Raw genomic sequence first — 18,867 nt, 5'->3', positions numbered from 1 at the left:
GCTACCGGGGCTCGGGCGGGCGCTGGCGGGGCATGTTCGGGCGGGTGCCCGGCGGCAGCGGGGTGCGTCCGTTCAGCGGCGGTCCCTCGGGCCGGGGCGCTCCCGCCGACGACGACTGGATCCCCAGTGGTGCCGGTCCCGTGCGGAACTCCACCATCCAGTCCGCCGTCTCGGTGCGCACCAGTTCCGTGATGTCCTCCGAGAACCTCCGCAGCACCCCGATGCACCGGTCGGCCGCCTCGCTGGCCGTCCCGTCGGCGGGTCCGAGGACCTCCCGGACGCTCTCGGAGGCCCAGTCGAACTGAAGTGCCTGGAGCCGCCGTTGCACGGCCTGCGCGGTGGCCACGTCCCTTATCCATCCGGAGGTCACACCGAAGAACCGGTCGACGGCGACGCAGGACACCGCGAGCAGCAGCGCCGGATAGCCCCACGGAGCCGCCCCCCGCACCGCTCCGGTGAGGTCGAGCAGCGGCAGCGCGGCCCCGGCGACGGCCCCCAGCGTCGCGCCGGACCGCAGCACCCGCGCCGTCCGCCGCTTCCACACGCGGTCGGAGAGATACCAGGCGGCCGTGTCGAGCGCCCCCTGCTCCACCCAGCGGTAGAGCTCGTGGAGCCGCTCGGCGGGCTCCCCCCAGTCGCCGAGCGGAAACGGCCGACCGGTCAGGTCACCCGGCCGGGGCCCCGCCGCGCCCTCGTTCCGCCCGTCCTGGAGCGGCCCCTCCGGCTGCATCTCCGGCTGACTCACCCGGCACTCCCTAGTTGACGACGGTGATGGGGACGACGCTGACGACCGTGACGACGGCGACGGCACCGACAGCGCGTGACGTCGTGTGACGCGTGGTGCGAATGCGCGGCCCCCTTCCTACCGCTCAATGGGTGGCGATGGACCGGCTTTACCGGCTTTTCCGCCCGGAAGTGGGCCTTGATCAGGTATAGGCGCCGCTGTGATGTCACTCGAAAGAGTGCTTGGGCGACGGGCCCGTGGACCACGTAGGCTCATGCTGGACAGGAGAAAACGCTCGGACAGCCGTACTCGAACCAGGAGCTGATCGTGATTCCCGGTGGTGGCCAGCCCAATATGCAGCAGTTGTTGCAGCAGGCCCAGAAGATGCAGCAGGACCTGGCGAACGCGCAGGAGGAACTGGCGCGGACCGAGGTCGGGGGCCAGGCGGGCGGCGGCCTGGTGAAGGCGACCGTGACGGGCTCCGGAGAGCTCCGCGCCCTGGTGATCGACCCGAAGGCGGTCGACCCCGAGGACACCGAGACACTCGCCGACCTGATCGTCGCGGCCGTCCATGCGGCGAACGAGAACGCGCAGGCGCTCCAGCAGCAGAAGCTCGGCCCGCTCACCCAGGGGCTCGGCGGCGGCAGCGGCATCCCCGGTCTGCCTTTCTAAGACCGGCGGCATCCAACTACCGTACGCACCAGGAAGAAACAGTAGGACGAACAGCAGGACGAACAGCAGGACGGGACCAGGCGGTACCGGAACACTCGGAAAGGCAGTCCGTTGTACGAAGGCGTTGTTCAGGACCTCATCGACGAACTGGGGCGGCTCCCCGGCGTCGGTCCCAAGAGCGCGCAGCGGATCGCCTTCCACATCCTGCAGGCGGAGCCGACGGACGTCCGCCGGCTCGCGCAGTGCCTGATGGAGGTCAAGGCGAAGGTCCGCTTCTGCGCGACCTGCGGCAACGTGGCGCAGGAGGAACTGTGCAACATCTGCCGCGACCCGCGCCGCGACCTCTCGGTGATCTGTGTGGTGGAGGAGCCGAAGGACGTCGTCGCGGTCGAGCGGACGCGTGAGTTCCGGGGCAAGTACCACGTGCTCGGCGGCGCGATCAGCCCGATCGAGGGCGTCGGCCCGGACGACCTGCGGATCAGGGAACTCCTGGCCCGCCTCGCCGACGGCGCGGTCACGGAGCTCATCCTGGCCACGGACCCGAACCTGGAGGGCGAGGCCACGGCCACGTATCTCGCCCGCATGATCAAGCCCATGGGCCTCAAGGTCACCCGCCTGGCCAGCGGCCTCCCTGTGGGCGGCGACCTGGAATACGCGGACGAGGTCACGCTCGGCCGCGCCTTCGAGGGGAGACGACTTCTAGATGTCTGACGCCACGCTGCACGCGACCAGCCCGGACCCCGACGACTTCGTCGTTCAGATCGCGGACCAGGTGGAGAGCTTCCTGGTCGCCGTCAACGAGGTGGCCAAGGGCGACGAGCCGGACTCGGCCGTGCCCTTCCTCCTGCTGGAGGTCTCCCAGCTCCTTCTGGCCGGCGGCCGTCTCGGGGCGCACGAGGACATCGTTCCCGACGAGCGCTACGAGCCGGACCTCGGCCCCGAGGCGGACGTGGACGACCTCCGCGAGCGTCTCGCCGTGATGCTGGAGCCGATCGACGTCTACTCCGAGGTCTTCGACCCCTACGAGCCACGCAAGGCCCCGGTCCCGGCCCGTATCTCCGACGACCTCGCCGATGTCATGACCGACCTGCGCCACGGCATGGCCCACTACCGCGCGGGCCGCACCACGGAGGCCCTGTGGTGGTGGCAGTTCTCCTACTTCTCGAACTGGGGCTCCACCGCCTCCGCGACGCTGCGCGCCCTGCAGTCCGTGGTGGCCCACGTCCGGCTGAACCAGCCCCTGGAGGAGCTCGACGGCCTCGACACCGACCAGGACCTCGGCGAGGAAGCGCTCGCGGAAGAGGCCGGCAAGGTGATGGCGGAGGAGATCGCGGGGCCGCTGGGCCTGCGCACGGTCAAGTGACCGACCGCGCTCCGGCGAGGGCCCGCCGTGCCGGCGGGCGCGGGAGAGGGCCCGCCGTGCCGGCCTCCGCGTCCCGCCCGTCCGTGGTGTGACCTGGGGCACGTTCGGAGTGGCGGGGCTCCGGCACGGGCAGGTGCCGTCTCGGAGCGGCCGGACCTCCCTTACCGACCTGACAGCCCGGAGTGATCACGTCGTGAGCGGGACATCTCACGATGCGATACCCCGGAAGGGAAATCCGGCCGCTCGTTAGACTGAGCCGACCGCAGTAGTGCGGTGCAGAGACGGACTGAGCGAGGAGCGCACGTGGGCCTTGTCGTGCAGAAGTACGGAGGTTCCTCCGTAGCCGATGCCGAGGGCATCAAGCGCGTCGCCAAGCGGATCGTGGAAGCGAAGAAGAACGGCCACCAGGTGGTCGTGGTCGTTTCCGCGATGGGCGACACGACGGACGAGCTGATCGATCTCGCCGAGCAGGTATCTCCGATGCCCAGCGGCCGGGAGTTCGACATGCTGCTGACCGCCGGAGAGCGGATCTCCATGGCCCTGCTGGCGATGGCGATCAAAAACCTGGGCCACAGCGCCCAGAGCTTCACCGGCAGCCAGGCGGGCGTCATCACCGACTCGGTCCACAACAAAGCCCGGATCATCGACGTCACCCCGGGCCGGATCCGTACGGCGCTCGACGAGGGCAACATCGCCATCGTCGCCGGCTTCCAGGGCGTCTCGCAGGACAAGAAGGACATCACCACGCTGGGCCGCGGCGGGTCCGACACCACGGCCGTCGCGCTGGCCGCGGCGCTCGAGGCCGAGGTGTGCGAGATCTACACCGACGTGGACGGCGTGTTCACCGCCGACCCGCGCGTGGTGAAGAAGGCGAAGAAGATCGACTGGATCGCCTTCGAGGACATGCTGGAGCTCGCCGCCTCCGGCTCGAAGGTGCTGCTCCACCGCTGTGTGGAATACGCCCGCCGCTACGACATCCCGATCCACGTGCGCTCGTCCTTCAGCGGACTTCAGGGCACCTGGGTCAGCAGCGCACCACTCGTTCGAAAGACACAGCAGCAAGGGGACCAGAAGGTGGAGCAGGCCATCATTTCCGGTGTCGCTCACGACACCTCCGAGGCCAAGGTCACGGTCGTCGGCGTCCCGGACAAGCCGGGCGAGGCCGCCGCGATCTTCCGCGCCATCGCCAACGCCGAGATCAACATCGACATGATCGTGCAGAACGTGTCGGCGGCGACCACGGGCCTGACGGACATCTCCTTCACCCTCCCGAAGACCGAGGGCCGCAAGGCCATCGACGCCCTGGAGAAGGCGAAGGGCGTGATCGGCTTCGAGTCGCTGCGCTACGACGACCAGATCGGCAAGATCTCGCTCGTCGGCGCCGGCATGAAGACGAACCCGGGTGTCACGGCCGGCTTCTTCGAGGCGCTCACCGACGCCGGGGTCAACATCGAGCTGATCTCGACCTCCGAGATCCGCATCTCCGTGGTCACCCGCGCCGACGACGTCAACGAGGCCGTACGCGCCGTGCACAGCGCCTTCGGGCTCGACTCCGACAGCGACGAGGCCGTCGTCTACGGAGGCACCGGGCGATGACCCGACGACCGACGCTCGCGGTCGTGGGAGCGACCGGAGCCGTCGGCACGGTCATGCTCCAGATCCTGTCCCAGCACGCGGACATCTGGGGCGAGATCCGACTGATCGCCTCGCCGCGCTCGGCCGGCCGCAAGCTGGCCGTGCGCGGTGTGGAGGTCGAGGTGACGGCCCTGTCGGAGGACGCCTTCGACGGGGTCGACATCGCCATGTTCGACGTCCCGGACGAGGTGGCCGCCCAGTGGGCGCCGATCGCCGCCGCCAAGGGCGCGGTCGTCGTCGACAACTCCGGCGCCTTCCGGATGGACCCGGAAGTGCCCCTGGTCGTCCCCGAGGTGAACCCGCACGCCGCGCGTGTGCGCCCGCGCGGGATCGTCTCCAACCCGAACTGCACGACCCTGTCCATGATCGTGGCGCTGGGTGCCCTGCACGCCGAGTTCGGGCTGCGGGAACTCGTCGTCTCCTCGTACCAGGCGGTCAGCGGCGCGGGCCGCGCCGGCGTCGACACCCTGCGCCGCCAGATGTCCCTGGTCGCGGGTACGGAACTGGGGAACAGCCCCGGGGACGTACGCCGGGCCGTGGGCGACGACACGGGCCCGTTCCCGGAGCCGGTCGCCCTGAACGTGGTGCCGTGGGCCGGGTCGCTCGCCGAGGACGGCTGGTCCTCGGAGGAGATGAAGGTCCGCGACGAGACCCGCAAGATCCTCGGGCTGCCCCGGCTGAAGGTCGCCGTGACCTGCGTCCGCGTCCCCGTCGTCACCACGCACTCCCTGACCGTGCACGCCCGCTTCCAGGACGAGGTGACCGTCGACAAGGCCCGGGAGATCCTGGACACCGCGCCCGGCGTCGTGCTCTTCGACAACCCGGCCGCCGGCGAGTTCCCCACGCCCGCCGACGTGGTGGGCACCGACCCGACCTGGGTGGGCCGGGTCCGCCGGGCACTGGACGACCCGACGGCCCTCGAACTGTTCGTGTGCGGGGACAACCTGCGCAAGGGCGCGGCCCTGAACACCGCTCAGATCGCCGAGCTGGTGGCCGCGGAGATCGGCAGGGCCTCGTAGGCCGTCACGACCCGGTGGATCACCAGGGCCCGATGTCTCATCAGGACCCGATGGACCGTCCGGACCCCCTGGATCCGGTTCTCCGTCGTGGCGTATGCTCCGCAGGTTCTGCGCTCCCGGCGCCCTCCGGCCGTAAACCCGGTGCCCCGCGGAGGGCGGGTTTGTAAGATTCCTGTCGGTTCAGTGATCAACTTAATGGTCCTGGCCACTTGAACGGACTCGTGTCGGCGTTCGAAGATTTTGCTACCGCCCCGCCGCAACCGCGCGCGGGGCCGTGAGCGTCTTCGCCGTCGCCATTCAGGGGCGTCCGGGGGGCGGCAGAGCATTGGGCACAGGGGAAGAGCTGTTACGCATGAGGACATCTGGTGCACTGTCGCGCGCGCGGGTCCGCGTGACGGCGGGGGGCCCGAGCGGCGTTCCGAAGGGCGTGACTCCGGCGGATGTGGCACACGACACGAATGTGATGACGTTCGCGTACAACCCTCCTGGGGGGACGTGTGTCCAACTGGCGTGGCAGAGGTACTCGAATTCACCGCGGTCCAGACAAGGGGCATGGCCCTGCGTCCACCCCGCCGACTCCGCAGCCCCGGCGCGCCCGGCGGCATGCCGGTGATCGCGCCCATGCCCTCAGCGCGGCCCGCCCGCATCCCGAGCCAGCGTGACGGCGCCGAGGACAGCCTGGCGGCGGGCACGACCGTCGACCATCTGACCGAGACCTACCGGGCGCACTACCGGTCCCTCCTCGGTCTCGCGGCGCTCCTCCTCGACGACACGGCCTCCTGCGAGGACGTCGTCCAGGAGGCCTTCATCCGGGTGCACTCGGCGCGCAAACGCGTCCGGGACCCCGAGAAGACGCTCGCCTATCTGCGTCAGACCGTCGTCAACCTGTCGCGTTCGGCCCTGCGCCGGCGCATCCTCGGCCTCAAGCTCCTCTCGAAGCCGATGCCCGACATGGCGAGCGCCGAGGAAGGCGCGTACGACCAGTTGGAGCGCGACGCCCTGATCAAGGCGATGAAGGGGCTCCAGCGGCGCCAGCGCGAGGTCCTGGTGCTGCGCTACTTCGCGGACATGACCGAGGCCCAGGTCGCCGAGACGCTCGGTGTCTCCCTGGGTTCGGTGAAGGCGTACGGCTCGCGCGGCATCGCCGCGCTCCGCGTCGCCATGGGGGCTTCGGCATGAGCGAGCACGACGACCGGCGGCACCCCGAGGACGAGGGGCGCCCGGACCACGAGCACAGGCAATCGCACGCTGGGAACGGAAATGTGAACCACGGCCCCGACGAACAGCCCGGAACACCGGACATGGACGGACTGGGACCCGAAGGGCTCGGCGGCGACGAGCTGGCACTGCGCCGGCTGTTGCACCAGGCCGTTCAGGAGATCGAACCCTCCGACGGCACCCTGGACCATCTGCGCCGGGCGGTACCGGCGCGGCGCGCCCGCAAGCGGCAGGCCGTGGTCGGCATGGCGGCGGCGGCGCTCTTCATGGGCACGGCGATCCCGGCGTTCGTCCACGTCTCCAACTCCTCGGGGGCGAACGCCGACCCGTCCATCGCGGCCAACAGCTCACAGGCCCAGGGCGGTGCGAACCAGGGCAAGGGATCGGGCGGCGACTCCGGAAAGGACACGGGCGGCCCGGCCGGCACGTCCGCGGGCGACGGCGACAGCGGCAAGACCGAGTCACCGGGCGACAAGGACAAGAACGCGGGCGGCGCCGGCGCGGGCGGCACCGATCCCTCGGCCTCCGCCCCGGCCGCCCTCGCCTGCACCGCGGACCAGCTCGGCGGGGCTTCCGGCACGGCCGCGGCACCGGACGCCACCGGCGCGGTCTACGGCTCCTTCACCGTCTCGAACGTCTCCACCTCCGCCTGCACGGTCACCGGCGCCGGCACGGTCAACACGACCGTCCAGGGCGCGGCGGATCCCGCCAAGGTCGGCGTGGCGACACATGTGGGGGGCGACGCGGCCGCCGGGCTGCCCGACCCCTCCACGGAGGTCACCTCCCTGGTGCTCCAGCCGGGCACCTCGTACGTGGTGAAGTTCGCCTGGGTGCCCTCGTCGACGTGCCCGACCGTGGAGCCCTCACCGGATCCCACCCCGACGCAGGGAGCCACCGACACCGGCGGTACGACCGCCGGCTCCGGCGCGGAGGGCACCGCGCCCCAGCTCCTCGTCGAGGACGGCACGCTGGACGGCAGCGTCGTCGTCTCCAGCACGGCGGCCACCGGCGGCGCGAGCGCGTCGGTCACCGTGGCCAACGCCTGCGCGGGCACGGTGTACCACACGGGGATCCTGGCCTCGTCCTGACGGACGGGTGATCCGTTCGGTACCGGGCGGCGGCGATGGTCGGTCGCCGCCCGGTCAGTCCGCTCAGGCCGTCCCGGACGGCTCGACCGCGGTGGCGGCGGCGTCCTCGGACTCCTTCTCCGGGGTGGCCGGGGCGGCCATGGCTTCGGAGGCGGCCGGGGTTTCGGCGCTGCCCGAGGTCTCCTGGGTGTCCGGGAGCAGTCCCAGTTCGGCGTCGCGGACGAACTCCACCTCGCGGCGCAGCAGGCGGAACCACATGAAGACGACGAAGCCCGCGAAGACGAACCACTCGCCGGTGTAGCCGAGGTTCTGGAACGCCTTGAGATCGAGGCCGGTGTTCGCCGGCGCGGACGGAGGCACCGCCTTCATCCCGGCGTCGGCCTTGTCGAGCGTGATCCACGCGTCGTACGGGGTGTACGGCACGAGGTTGACCAGCGACGGGGCGCTGATCGCGGCCGTCTGCCCCGGGGGAAGCCCGCCGACCGCGCTGACGCCGTTCGAACCGGGGCTCTCGGACGCCTGGAGGGCGCCCGTGACCGTGACCTCGCCGGTCGGCGCGGCCGGGGCCTTCGCCGCGTCCGCCGTACCGGGCAGCCAGCCCCGGACGACGGGCAGCGCCTTGCCGCCGTCGACCCGCAGCATCGTCAGTACGTAGTAACCGCTCCTGCCGTCCAGTTCCCGGCCCGGCACCAGCAGCTGCTTGTCGTACCGGCCCTTCGCGGTGGTCTGCCTGCCGGACGTCTGCGTGGTCACGGGCAGCATCGAGGCCAGCGGCCGGGCCGGGTCCGTTCTGGCCGCCGAGGCCGCCGCGTCCGCCGTCCGGTGGTCCTGCACCCGGTCCTCGAACCGCCCCAACTGCCACGACCCCATGAAGACGCAGAAGGGAATGGCCAACAGCACGAAGACGTTGATCCCCCACCAGCGGGGCGTCAGCAGGAACCGGTACACGCCGTCCACGGTACGGGGCCCCCGAGCCGGACTCGCCCGTGGGGCCCGCTCAGTACCGCTCGGCAAGATGGTCCCGGCCCGCCGGAGGCTCGTACGGCTCGGGCCAGAAATCGGTCACCGTGGAGATACGGCCCGACGCGTCCGCCGTGAAGAACGTGATCGCGTGCATCTCCTCCAGGCCCACGGTGACGCGGGTCCAGGTGACGGCCTGACCGGTTTCGGCTATGACGCGCTCGATCTGAACATGCCAGTCGCCCGGATACTCGCGGTTGAACTCGACGTACCGCTCCCGGCCGCTGATCCGCTCCCGTGTCTGCGGCAGGGTGTAGACGACGTCCTCGGCGAGCAGTTCCGTGAACGCTTCCCAGTCCCGGGCGTCCGCGGCGGCCCAGTAGCTCTCGACGGCCTTGCGTAGATCGGTCATGCGAAAAAGTCTGCACCCCACCACTGACAACGGCCCTGACCTGCGCACACGGCCCGGCGGAACGACCGGCCCCGACCTCGTTTCCCGGAGCGCCGGGGCGGCTCCGCGTGCCGTTCGGCGCCTTGCCGAGCACGCGGGGGCCGCGAGGTTGTCCACAGGCCGGGTGCCTCTCCGGCGCGAGGCGGGCCGGGCCAGGCACTATGGGGCCATGACTGAGAGCACCAGGTCCATCGAGCCGCAGCAGGCCGACATGCCCGACTGGGAGAAGCGCTTCCGGGCACCGCGGGTGTCGCTGCCGGACTGGGCGGAGGACGCCCCGCACCGTTCCCTGTTCGTCTCGAACGCGACGGGGACGTACGAGCTGTACGCATGGGACCGCGCGACGGGGGAGCAGCGCCAGGTCACCCACCGGGCGAACGGCACGACGGACGGGGTGCTCTCGCCCGACGGCGAGTGGATCTGGTGGTTCGACGACAAGGACGGCGACGAGTTCGGCATCTGGCGCCGCCGCCCGTTCGGCGCCGCCCTGGTCGTGGGCGGTGCCGACGAGCCGGCGGTTCCCGGCCTCGACCCCTCCTACCCGGCGGGTCTGGCCATCGCCCGCGACGGGCGTACGGCCGTCGTGGGCCGCTCGACGGACGACGACGGATCGACGATCCATGTGGCCCGTGCCGGTGAGGCCACGGTGGAGATCTACCGGCACCGCGAGTCGGCCGGGGTCGGTGACCTCTCGCACGACGGCTCGCTGATCGCCGTCGAGCACACCGAGCACGGCGACGCGATGCACTCGGCGCTCAGGGTGCTGCGCCCGGACGGTTCGGCGGTCGCCGAGCTCGACGACACCGAGGGCGGCACGGTCGAGCTGGGCCTCGAGGTGCTGGGCTTCGCCCCCGTCGACGGGGACAGCCGGCTGCTCATCGGGCACCAGAGGCGCGGCCGCTGGGAACCCCTGGTGTGGGACGTGGTCACCGGCGAGCAGACCGACCTGAACCTCGACCTGCCCGGTGACGTGGCGGCGGAGTGGTATCCGGACGGCTCCGCCCTCCTCATCGCCCACAGCTTCGAGGCGCGCAGCGACCTGTGGCGCTACGACCTCGCCGCCGGTGAGCTGACCCGGGTCCCGACCCCGCCCGGCACGGTGTCGGGGGCGACGGCCCGCCCGGACGGCACGGTGGAGTACCTGTGGTCGTCGGCGGCCGAGCCCTCGGCGGTCCGTTCGACGACCGGCGAGACCGTCCTGGACCCGCCCGGCCAGAAGTCCCCGGGATCCGTCCCCGTGGAGGACGTCTGGGTCGAGGGTCCCGGCGGCCGCATCCACGCCCTGATCCAGAAGCCGGCCGGGACCACCGGCCCGCTGCCCACCGTCTTCGAGATCCACGGCGGTCCGACCTGGCACGACAGCGACTCGTTCGCGGCGGGCCCGGCGGCCTGGGTCGACCACGGCTACGCGGTGGTCCGGGTCAACTACCGCGGCTCCACCGGCTACGGCCGCGCGTGGACCGACGCTCTCAAGCACCGCGTCGGCCTCATCGAGCTGGAGGACATCGCGGCGGTCCGCGAATGGGCGGTCACGTCCGGCCTGGCCGACCCCGGCCGGCTGATCCTCACGGGCGGTTCCTGGGGCGGCTACCTCACCCTCCTCGGCGTCGGCACCCAGCCCGAGGCCTGGGCCCTCGGCATCGCCGCCGTCCCGGTCGCCGACTACGTCACGGCGTACCACGACGAGATGGAGGCGCTGAAGGCCATGGACCGCACGCTCCTCGGCGGCACCCCGGAGGAGGTCCCCGAACGCTTCGAGGCGTCCTCCCCGCTGACCTACGTCGACGCGGTCAAGGTCCCCGTGTACATCTCGGCCGGTGTCAACGACCCCCGCTGCCCCATCCGCCAGATCGACAACTACGTCACCCGCCTCGCCGCCCGCGAAGCCGTCCACGAGGTCTACCGCTACGACGCGGGCCACGGCTCCCTGGTCGTCGACGAACGCATCAAGCAGGTCCGCCTGGAACTGGACTTCGCGGAGCGGCACCTGGGCAGGTGACACCGGCGCACCGCCGGGGGTCCCGGGGCTCTGACAGAGGGCCCCGGGACCGGGGTGGTGCCGGTCGTGCTCCGGGACCGGGTGGTGCCGGCCGTCCCGGGACCGGGTGGTGCCGGCCGTCCCGGGACCGGGGTGATGCCGGCTGTCCCGGGGGCGTCTGCTGACCGCATGCTCGAGGACTCTGTGCTCGCGGACGCGTGTCCTTGGGCTGCGTGCCCGCGGACCGCGCGCCCTTGGACTGTGTGTGCCCCCGGACCGTATGCCCGCGCAGCCCAGCCCAGCCCAGCCCAGCCCAGCCCAGCCCAGCCCGGCCCAGCCCGGCCTCCGTCCCGTCTACGCCCCTGCGCGCTGCCGGGGCCGTCGGCCGAGCAGTTCCGCCAGGCCCCGCCGCGTCGCGGCGAGGACCACGCGGTCCTCGGGCCGCAGGACATAGGTGGAGGGCAGGTCCCACACCAGCCGGGGACCGCGCGCTCCGGACGCCTGGTCCGCCCGGCGCTCCTCGGGAGTCGCCGTGTCCAGCGCGAGCACGCGCCAGGCCCCCGCCCGGAACGCCTCACCCACCGTGCGCTCCTCCAGCTGCGGATGCCCGGCCACGTCCACCGCGGCGAACAGCAGCACCCGCCGCTCGACGGGAATCGCCCCGAGGATCTGTCTCCCCAGCATCGCCCCCGCGAACGCGGGCGCGGCCAGGTGGGACACGCTGCGGCTCCGGGTGAGCGCGCCGGGATGCGCGGCCCGGAGGGTGCGGTAGACCGCGGTCGCGAAGTCGTCGTCGTACAGCCGAAGCACGACGCGCAGGTCGGGGTTCAGGGTGCGGGCGGAGAGCGCGGCCTCCAGGTTCATGGTGTCCGCGCTGGTCAACGCGAGCAGCGCGTGCGCACGGTGGATCTTGGCGGCCTCCAGCACCCCTTCCTGCGTGACGTCCCCCAGCACCACGGGCACGCGCAGACTCCGTGCCAGCGCGAGCCCCCGGGCCTCCGGATCGGCCTCCACGCACACCACGGGGATGCGCAGCTCACGCAGCCGCGCCAGCACCCGCGTACCGATCTTGCCGACCCCGAGCAGCACCACATGTCCGGACAGCCCGCGGGGCGGCTTCCGCAGGGCGGTCCCGCCGCGGAAGGTGCCGAGCGCCTCGAGCACGGCGGCGAGCAGCACCGGCAGGAGCAGCAACCCGACCAGCCCCGAGCAGAGTTGGAGGATCTGCCGCCCGAGCGACTGCCCGATGGCCGGATCGTTGATGGCGAAGAGATCGAGCAGCGTCAGATAGGTCGCCTGGAGCGGGGGCTCCTTGGTGACCAGCATCGAGGCCACGGCGAGTCCGACCACACACGAGACGAGCCCCGCGAACGACCAGCGCAGCCTCCGGGACAGCAGCGAGCCGAACCACGGGACGACCCCTCGTCCGGGGTTCAGTTCGGGGCCGGAGTACGACACGTTCTCCAGGACGACGGTGCCGCGCCCGGTGGCTGCGGCCACCGCCCTTTCGTCGGGCAGGAGTTGGGGTCCCTGCGTGCCACTGCTCTCGGAACCGTCGGCGCCGGCGGGGTCGTTGGTCGTGGCGGAGAGCAACGCCAGTGTGCACAGACCCGGATCGGCGACCTCGCCCGGACCGGGCGGCGGCCGCTCCACCGCGCGCAGCATCAGCCCGTCGGTCTGGACGACCTTGCTGGTACCGGTCACGGCGGTCGCGGCGAGGGCGGGCGCGGCCGTGTCGGCGTCGGACAGCACGGTGGTGGAGGTGTCGTAGACCTCGGTGTTCCCGCCCGTCGGGGAGGCGTCCGCCCCCGGGGCTCCTCCGGCGGCCAGGGCCGAGGCCTGGTCGAGGAGGGCTTCGATGTGCTGCCCGAGACGCCGGTTGTAGAGCCGCAGAACCAGCCGGATCCGGGGGTTGAGCCGCCGGGCGGTGAGGGCGGCACGGATGTTGGTCTCGTCGTCGTCGTACACGAGGGCGAGCGCGGTGGCCCGATCGACACCCGCGTGGGCGAGCGTGAGCTCGGTGAGTTCGGCGACCTCCACGACCCGCTCGGTTCCGCGCGGCTCGTCGCCCGCGCCGGTTCCTCCCCCGGCCCCTGCCCCTGCCGCTCCCCCGTTCCCGTTGCCGGAAGCCCGGTTGACCGCCGCGGACACCCGGTCGAGCAGGGCGGTGGCCCGCGCCCGCCCGACGACCGGCAGCCGTACGCCGCCCTGCGCGGGCGGCACCACAAGGGTCACCCGCTCGCCGTACACCCCACGCAACTCGGCGGCCAGCCGCTGGGCCAGGGCGTCGTCCCCGGCCACCACCATGTGTTCGGCGGCGTCGCTCGACGCGCTCTGAGACGGAAGATTCCCCACGAAGGAGAAGACTGCCGTACGGATACGGGTGGTTCCAGCGAGGAGACCCGGCGACAAGGGCCGCCGCCCTCCCGGAAGGGACGAAGGGGCCCCTGTGCCGCGGTTTCCCGCAGCATGACTTGCCCTTCGCTCACGTGCCACACGCGGACACGGGTTTTCACACGCCGGACGCATGGGTGGCACCCTCTCGCGCTCACCTTCACACGCTGAGGCTCCGAAGCGACTTGGGCGGGGGCTTGGCCTTTGGCCTGACGGCGGCCGCCCCGGCTCGGGGGACCGGGGCGTCGGAGGAAAGCGTCCGGTAGGCCTCTACGAGCGCCCGGGCCACCCGCCGCCGGCCGGGCACGGAGAGCAACGAAGTAGTGCGGCACGCGCGTTTCCAGAGGCGTCGGTCCTTCTCCGGCAGGGATCCGGCGGACCGGAGTAGTGCGTGTGCAGTAGGACGGATCGCCCGTAGCTGCACGACGACGGAACAGCGCTGGTCCTGGAGTCTTGTGGAAGATTCCCGAGACCAGATGTGGAGACCTTCTGTCATGGCGTCCTTCCTCTACCGGCTGGGCCGGACGGCCTTCCGGAAGCGCCGCTGGGTCCTGTTGCTGTGGGTGGCCGTCGTGGCCGTCGTCGGCTTCAAGGGCCTCACCGCCGCCGCCGGCTCCGACGACTCGTCATCGATGCCCGGAATCGAATCCCGGAAGGCCTTCGACCTCATCGACCAGCGCTTCCCCGGAACCGCGGCGGACGGGGCGAGCGCACGCATCGTGTTCGTCGCGCCGGACGGGCAGAAGGTCACGGCCGCCGACAACCGCGAGGCCATCGAGAAGACGGTCACCGATGTCACCGACGGCGGCCAGGTCGCGAGCGCGGTGAATCCGTTCCGGGCGAACGCGGTCAGCAAGGACGGCAGCACCGCCTACGCGACCGTCACCTACAAGGTGACGGCCAAAGACATCTCCGACGGCAGCAAGAGCGAGCTCCAGCAGGCGCTGAACGACGCGAGGCAGGCCGGTCTCACCGTCGAGACCGGCGGCAACGCCGTGGCCGCGCAGACGGAGGCCGGCGGTGTGGGCGAGGCGGCGGGTGTGCTGGTGGCCGCGCTCGTCCTTCTGGTGACCTTCGGATCCATGGCCGCGGCCGGGCTGCCCTTGCTGACCGCCATCATCGGCGTGGCCACCAGCATGCTCGCCATCACGGCCCTGAGCAGTACCTTCGGCCTGTCGTCCTCGACGGGAACCCTGGCCACCATGCTGGGCCTCGCGGTCGGCATCGACTACGCGATGTTCATCGTCTCCCGCTACAGGGAGGAGCGGGGCAAGGGACACGCCCCGCAGGAAGCAGTCGGCCGGGCCGTCGGTACGGCCGGTTCCGCCGTCGTCTTCGCCGGGCTCACCGTCGTCGTCGCACTCGCGGGACTCTCGGTCGTCGGCGTCCCCATGCTGACCAAGATGGGGCTGGCGGCCGCCGGAGCGGTCCTGTTGTCCGTGGTCATCGCGCTGACGCTGGTTCCGGCGCTGCTCGGGTTCTGGCCGAACGCGGTCCTGCCCCGACGCCTGCGCCGCCGGAACCGCAAGACCGGCGACGCCGACGAGCAGCACCTCGCGACCGCCACCGGCGCGGCGGCCGGCGCCAGGGAATCGAGGTGGGCCCGCTTCGTGCTGTGCCGCCCGCTGCCGGTCCTCCTGCTGTCCGTCATCGGACTCGGAGCACTCGCCCTGCCGGTGGCCGACCTCCAGCTGGGCATGTCCGGCGACGAGGCCAAGCCCACCTCCACCACCGAACGACGTGCCTACGACGCCCTCGCGGACGGTTTCGGTCCCGGCTTCAACGGCCCGCTGACCATCGTGGTCGATGCCCAGGACGCCCCCGACGCGGTGGGAGCGGTGGACACCGTCGCGAAGAAGATCGCTTCGACGGACGGCGTCGTCTCCGTGTCCGAGCCGCGCTTCAACCAGGCCGGGGACACCGCGATCATCTCCGCCACGCCGTCCACCTCGCCCACCAGCGAGGAGACGAAGAATCTCGTCCACACCATCCGAAGCGAGCGCCCGGGGCTGGAAGCGGCGACGGACGCGACGTTCCAGGTCACCGGGACGACGGCGGCCAACATCGATGTCGCGCAGAAGATGCAGAGCGCGCTGATCCCCTATCTGACCGTCGTGGTCGGGCTCGCCTTCCTGCTCCTGCTCGTCGTCTTCCGCTCCGTCCTGGTGCCCGTCAAGGCGGCCGTCGGGTTCCTGCTGTCCGTCCTGGCCTCGCTGGGCGCGGTCGTCGCGGTGTTCCAGTGGGGCTGGGCCGCGGACCTCCTCGGCGTCGAGCAGACCGGCCCGATCATGAGCATGATGCCGATCTTCCTCGTCGGCATCGTCTTCGGCCTGGCCACGGACTACCAGGTCTTCCTCGTGTCCCGCATGCGGGAGGCCTACGTCCACGGACAGACCCCGGGCCACGCGATGGTCACCGGATTCGGCCACAGCTCCCGCGTCGTCGCCGCGGCGGCACTGATCATGATGAGCGTGTTCTCCGGCTTCGTCACCGCCGGGGAATCGATGATCAAGATGATCGGCTTCGGTCTCGCCCTCGCCGAACTCCCTCTCCACTTCTGATCCGGGAACCCCATGACCATCCGAGTGCTCCTCGCCGACGACCACGCCCTTCTCAGGGACACCTTCCGCATCCTGATCAACTCCGCCGACGACCTGGAAGTCGTCGGGGAGGCGTCCGACGGCGCGGAGGCCGTCACCCTCGCCGGGACACTCCACCCCGACATCGTGGTCATGGACATCCGCATGCCCGGCACCGACGGCCTGGCCGCCACGACCGCCATCTGCGCCGACCCCGCCCTCTCGGACGTCCGCATCCTCATCCTCACCACGTTCGAGACCGACGAGTACGTCGCCCGCGCGCTGCGCGCCGGAGCGAGCGGTTTCCTCGGCAAAGACGTCACGGCGGACGCCCTTCTCGACGCGATCCGCACCGTCGCGGACGGCGACGCGCTCCTGTCCCCGGCCGCCACCAAGATGCTCGTCAGCCGCTTTCTGGTCACACCCGAGCCGGCCGCCGGCACGGGGTTGCCGGAACAGCTCAGCTCCCGCACCGCACGCGAACGAGAAGTGATGATCATGGCCGCGCGCGGCATGTCCAACACGGACATCGCCGACACGCTCTGCCTCAGCCCATTGACCATCCGCACCCACATCCAACGCGCCATGACCAAACTCCACGCCCGCGACCGGGCACAACTCGTCGTCGCCGCCTACCAGTCGGGGCTCGTGCAATCCGGGCCACCCGCCGCTCCCTGACTCTCACCGGGAAGCACAGGAAGCCGCTGCCGTGCCGGCAGGGAACACCGATGATCCAGACGACCAGCGTTCCGGCACGGATGTGACACGCGCGACCTCGGGCCGGTGTGTCCCTCACCCGCTGCAATGGTCCGCAGGTGTGCCGTGCGCGTATCGGTCAGAAGGGAGGTTCGAGGTCGCCGCGACCATCGCTGTGCGGTCCCCGGTCCTCGGCTTCCTCCGAAAGAGGCTCCGGGCCGGGCGGATCGTGGCCCCATGCCTTGAGGGCCCTCCACGCGACGCGGCGGTCGGGTTCGTCGCTTCCGGCGTCCAGTACGCGGCGCGCGTGCACGGCGAGGTGAGCACGGTGCCCGGCGAGCGCGGGGTGTTCGGCGAGGAGGAGCGCGGCGACGACGGCGGCTTCGCGCACGTCCTCGTGGCTGTCATGCAGGAAGGGCGCGACGGCCCGATAGAGCGTCGGGCGCAGGTCCCGGAAGGCCGCCACGGTGGTGCAGCGGGTGAGGAAGCCCGGACAGTACTCCTCGTTGCGGGCGACGATCTCGTCGGAGGCGTCGTGAAGCGTGGAAGCCAGCCAGCCCAACAACGTCGCGCGGATGGGGACGTCGCGATAGGGCCGACGGGTCAGAGCCGCCGGGTGGGTGAGGATGCCGGCGACGTACATGACGGCGGGGGCGGTGGCTTCGTAAACGGTGTTCTGATGGCCGACCAGCTCACCCAGCTCCCACAAGGCGGTGACCTGGACCTTGGGATCAGGCTCCAACAGCCGTACCAGAACCCCGGGAACGTCCTCACCGGACCCGAAAGCCGTCGGGAGCGAACCCCAGTCGGTATCCGCCAGGACAACCTGATAGGGCGGCAGGTCAGTCTCGCGGGGCGCCCCGGCACGGGAACGACTGTGGGTCACGGGCCAAACCTAGACCAGACTTCTGACACCATCCCCTCCCCGTCCGGTCACTCGGTCTACGGTCCTGCCGTAAGCCGCTGCCGCGCGTGTGGCAGCGGCCTACGGCAGGACCGCATGCACCCGAACCCGCATCAGGCCCATCGTTTCAGGCGTGCACCAGGCGGACGGTGCCGATCGCTATCCCGATCACTCCGAGGACCGCACTCGTGGCCCTCAGTACCACGGGCGTGAGGACGGCGCCGACCCTCGGATGATTCGCCACACCGCGGTGAAGTCGCTCAGCGGCGCCGCCCGCATTGAGCGCCACCAGCATCAGGGCCATCCCGAACCCGAGGTCGTATACCGCTCTGCTCCACGCACTCATTGCGTTCCCCTTCCAGGTCGCGCCCATTTTGCAGGTCTGCTCGATCGGTCGGTCCTGTGGGGACGGGGTTGGACTTTGACATGCGGATCTCCGTGGTGAGCGGAGGCCCGGGTGTCAACGATGATCGGCAGTTTTGTACGTGCGTGCGCCGGGGACAGCGAGGTCTGTCATGGTCGAGGCGCATGGCAGGATTCCTGGATGACCGCTTCCCCGCGCACCGTCGAAACTGTCTCCACGGTGGCGACCGATGCCGGAATGCTGGCTCTGTGGGACCCCCGACGCTTCACCGGCATCGTCGATTACGACACCTGGGATCCGCAGCTCGGTGAGGACGAGGACGTTGAACGGCACATCCGTATCGGTGCCCTCGTGCCCATCAACATCCGAAGCGACGGTGCCTTCGGGGTGCTGGTCCGCACCGGGGAAGTCGGCCTGCTCGCGCGGCTCACGGAGCGGGAGAGCAGGCACCGCCTGGTTACCTCGGACGCCTACCTTCTCCATTCGTCGGGGCAGGTGTGGCTCAGCGGCGTCGAGGCGGTGGGTGCCGAGGTGTGGCCCGGTACCGTCCAGTGCGATCTGCCCGCCGGCCGCTATTCGGTAGTGATCCACTTGATCGCGTGGGAGGACGAACCGGGCAGCGTCGACGAGGACGGCACTCCGTCCGAGACCGCTCTCTCCGACTTCGTCGTCCTCATCAACCCCGCCATGCCGGAACAGGACACCTTCCGCTCGGCAGTGGAGACCTTCGACCAGCCGGAAGGCTGACCGCCTGCGTAGGACGTCAAGGACCACGCGGCGTCAGACCGTCGGCCTTCTCGACGGCCCGGACGGAGCCGAGGA

17 protein-coding genes are annotated in these 18,867 nt (G+C 71.0%); 11 read left to right on the top strand and 6 right to left on the bottom strand.

Annotated features, from left to right (window positions below):
- Nucleotide 1 precedes the first annotated feature (1 nt).
- Nucleotides 2-745 (bottom strand): SLATT domain-containing protein, encoded by a 744-nt coding sequence (locus tag ACFYW9_RS11850; RefSeq protein WP_389147998.1) that lies wholly within the window; start codon nt 743-745, stop codon nt 2-4.
- A 306-nt stretch (nt 746-1,051) separates the two neighbouring features.
- Here ACFYW9_RS11850 and ACFYW9_RS11845 point away from each other — a divergent pair, with 306 nt between their 5' ends.
- The 7 genes from ACFYW9_RS11845 (at nt 1,052) to ACFYW9_RS11815 (ending at nt 7,719) form a co-directional block, all read left to right on the top strand.
- A complete protein-coding gene (locus tag ACFYW9_RS11845; RefSeq protein ID WP_351871526.1) occupies nt 1,052-1,396 on the top strand; it encodes a YbaB/EbfC family nucleoid-associated protein in 345 nt (114 codons plus the stop codon).
- A 111-nt stretch (nt 1,397-1,507) separates the two neighbouring features.
- Nucleotides 1,508-2,107 (top strand): recombination mediator RecR, encoded by a 600-nt coding sequence (gene recR / locus ACFYW9_RS11840; RefSeq protein WP_107018120.1) that lies wholly within the window; start codon nt 1,508-1,510, stop codon nt 2,105-2,107.
- Nucleotides 2,100-2,759 (top strand): DUF5063 domain-containing protein, encoded by a 660-nt coding sequence (locus tag ACFYW9_RS11835; RefSeq protein ID WP_351871529.1) that lies wholly within the window; start codon nt 2,100-2,102, stop codon nt 2,757-2,759. The genes recR and ACFYW9_RS11835 overlap by 8 nt, the downstream gene beginning before the upstream one ends.
- 303 nt (nt 2,760-3,062) lie before the next feature.
- On the top strand, nt 3,063-4,355 hold the full coding sequence (locus tag ACFYW9_RS11830) for an aspartate kinase (RefSeq protein WP_389147993.1): 1,293 nt from the start codon (nt 3,063-3,065) through the stop codon (nt 4,353-4,355).
- Nucleotides 4,352-5,413, top strand: a complete 1,062-nt coding sequence (locus ACFYW9_RS11825; RefSeq protein ID WP_328670585.1) for an aspartate-semialdehyde dehydrogenase — start codon at nt 4,352-4,354, stop codon at nt 5,411-5,413. Before ACFYW9_RS11830 ends, ACFYW9_RS11825 begins: the two co-directional genes overlap by 4 nt.
- A gap of 552 nt (nt 5,414-5,965) precedes the next feature.
- Nucleotides 5,966-6,592, top strand: a complete 627-nt coding sequence (locus tag ACFYW9_RS11820) for a SigE family RNA polymerase sigma factor (protein WP_326786515.1) — start codon at nt 5,966-5,968, stop codon at nt 6,590-6,592.
- Nucleotides 6,589-7,719 (top strand): hypothetical protein, encoded by a 1,131-nt coding sequence (locus tag ACFYW9_RS11815; RefSeq protein ID WP_389147988.1) that lies wholly within the window; start codon nt 6,589-6,591, stop codon nt 7,717-7,719. The genes ACFYW9_RS11820 and ACFYW9_RS11815 overlap by 4 nt, the downstream gene beginning before the upstream one ends.
- Nucleotides 7,720-7,782: 63 nt before the next feature.
- On the opposite strand, the gene ACFYW9_RS11810 is transcribed toward ACFYW9_RS11815, so the two are convergent.
- Both ACFYW9_RS11810 and ACFYW9_RS11805 read right to left on the bottom strand, forming a co-directional pair.
- A complete protein-coding gene (locus tag ACFYW9_RS11810) occupies nt 7,783-8,667 on the bottom strand; it encodes an SURF1 family protein (RefSeq protein WP_389147985.1) in 885 nt (294 codons plus the stop codon).
- A 49-nt stretch (nt 8,668-8,716) separates the two neighbouring features.
- Entirely contained in the window at nt 8,717-9,091 is a 375-nt protein-coding gene (locus tag ACFYW9_RS11805; protein WP_389147982.1) for a nuclear transport factor 2 family protein, read from the bottom strand.
- A gap of 208 nt (nt 9,092-9,299) precedes the next feature.
- On the opposite strand from ACFYW9_RS11805, the gene ACFYW9_RS11800 reads away from it, so the two are divergent.
- Nucleotides 9,300-11,129 (top strand): prolyl oligopeptidase family serine peptidase, encoded by a 1,830-nt coding sequence (locus tag ACFYW9_RS11800; RefSeq protein ID WP_389147979.1) that lies wholly within the window; start codon nt 9,300-9,302, stop codon nt 11,127-11,129.
- A gap of 333 nt (nt 11,130-11,462) precedes the next feature.
- Here the strand turns inward: ACFYW9_RS11800 and ACFYW9_RS11795 are convergent, their stop codons facing one another.
- A complete protein-coding gene (locus ACFYW9_RS11795; RefSeq protein ID WP_389148326.1) occupies nt 11,463-13,415 on the bottom strand; it encodes an NAD-binding protein in 1,953 nt (650 codons plus the stop codon).
- Nucleotides 13,416-13,996: 581 nt separating this feature from the next.
- Between ACFYW9_RS11795 and ACFYW9_RS11790 the strand changes: the two genes are divergently transcribed.
- Both ACFYW9_RS11790 and ACFYW9_RS11785 read left to right on the top strand, forming a co-directional pair.
- A complete protein-coding gene (locus ACFYW9_RS11790; RefSeq protein ID WP_389147976.1) occupies nt 13,997-16,063 on the top strand; it encodes an MMPL family transporter in 2,067 nt (688 codons plus the stop codon).
- Nucleotides 16,064-16,075: 12 nt separating this feature from the next.
- The gene (locus tag ACFYW9_RS11785; protein WP_389147973.1) at nt 16,076-16,759 is read left to right on the top strand and encodes a response regulator; all 684 of its coding nucleotides are present in this window, start codon (nt 16,076-16,078) and stop codon (nt 16,757-16,759) included.
- 157 nt (nt 16,760-16,916) lie between these two features.
- Here the strand turns inward: ACFYW9_RS11785 and ACFYW9_RS11780 are convergent, their stop codons facing one another.
- On the bottom strand, nt 16,917-17,519 hold the full coding sequence (locus tag ACFYW9_RS11780) for a hypothetical protein (protein WP_389147970.1): 603 nt from the start codon (nt 17,517-17,519) through the stop codon (nt 16,917-16,919).
- 289 nt (nt 17,520-17,808) lie between these two features.
- Nucleotides 17,809-18,027: a hypothetical protein gene (locus tag ACFYW9_RS11775; protein ID WP_389147967.1), complete on the bottom strand. Its 219-nt coding sequence runs from the start codon at nt 18,025-18,027 to the stop codon at nt 17,809-17,811.
- 198 nt (nt 18,028-18,225) lie between these two features.
- Here ACFYW9_RS11775 and ACFYW9_RS11770 point away from each other — a divergent pair, with 198 nt between their 5' ends.
- Nucleotides 18,226-18,792: a hypothetical protein gene (locus ACFYW9_RS11770; protein ID WP_389147964.1), complete on the top strand. Its 567-nt coding sequence runs from the start codon at nt 18,226-18,228 to the stop codon at nt 18,790-18,792.
- Nucleotides 18,793-18,867: the final 75 nt, after the last annotated feature.

It is taken from the genome of Streptomyces sp. NPDC002698 (genome assembly GCF_042888945.1).
Taxonomy (GTDB): domain Bacteria; phylum Actinomycetota; class Actinomycetes; order Streptomycetales; family Streptomycetaceae; genus Streptomyces.
This window is presented reverse-complemented; position numbering and strand designations above follow the sequence as displayed.

Excerpts from the sequence above, each read along its gene's own strand:
- ACFYW9_RS11835 (WP_351871529.1), top strand. The coding sequence starts at position 2,100 with ATGTCTGACGCCACGCTGCACGCGACCAGCCCGGACCCCGACGACTTC.
- ACFYW9_RS11825 (WP_328670585.1), top strand. The coding sequence starts at position 4,352 with ATGACCCGACGACCGACGCTCGCGGTCGTGGGAGCGACCGGAGCCGTC.
- ACFYW9_RS11820 (WP_326786515.1), top strand. The coding sequence starts at position 5,966 with ATGGCCCTGCGTCCACCCCGCCGACTCCGCAGCCCCGGCGCGCCCGGC.
- ACFYW9_RS11815 (WP_389147988.1), top strand. The coding sequence starts at position 6,589 with ATGAGCGAGCACGACGACCGGCGGCACCCCGAGGACGAGGGGCGCCCG.
- ACFYW9_RS11805 (WP_389147982.1), bottom strand. The coding sequence starts at position 9,091 with ATGACCGATCTACGCAAGGCCGTCGAGAGCTACTGGGCCGCCGCGGAC.
- ACFYW9_RS11800 (WP_389147979.1), top strand. The coding sequence starts at position 9,300 with ATGACTGAGAGCACCAGGTCCATCGAGCCGCAGCAGGCCGACATGCCC.
- ACFYW9_RS11795 (WP_389148326.1), bottom strand. The coding sequence starts at position 13,415 with ATGGTGGTGGCCGGGGACGACGCCCTGGCCCAGCGGCTGGCCGCCGAG.
- ACFYW9_RS11790 (WP_389147976.1), top strand. The coding sequence starts at position 13,997 with ATGGCGTCCTTCCTCTACCGGCTGGGCCGGACGGCCTTCCGGAAGCGC.
- ACFYW9_RS11785 (WP_389147973.1), top strand. The coding sequence starts at position 16,076 with ATGACCATCCGAGTGCTCCTCGCCGACGACCACGCCCTTCTCAGGGAC.
- ACFYW9_RS11775 (WP_389147967.1), bottom strand. The coding sequence starts at position 18,027 with ATGAGTGCGTGGAGCAGAGCGGTATACGACCTCGGGTTCGGGATGGCC.
- ACFYW9_RS11770 (WP_389147964.1), top strand. The coding sequence starts at position 18,226 with ATGACCGCTTCCCCGCGCACCGTCGAAACTGTCTCCACGGTGGCGACC.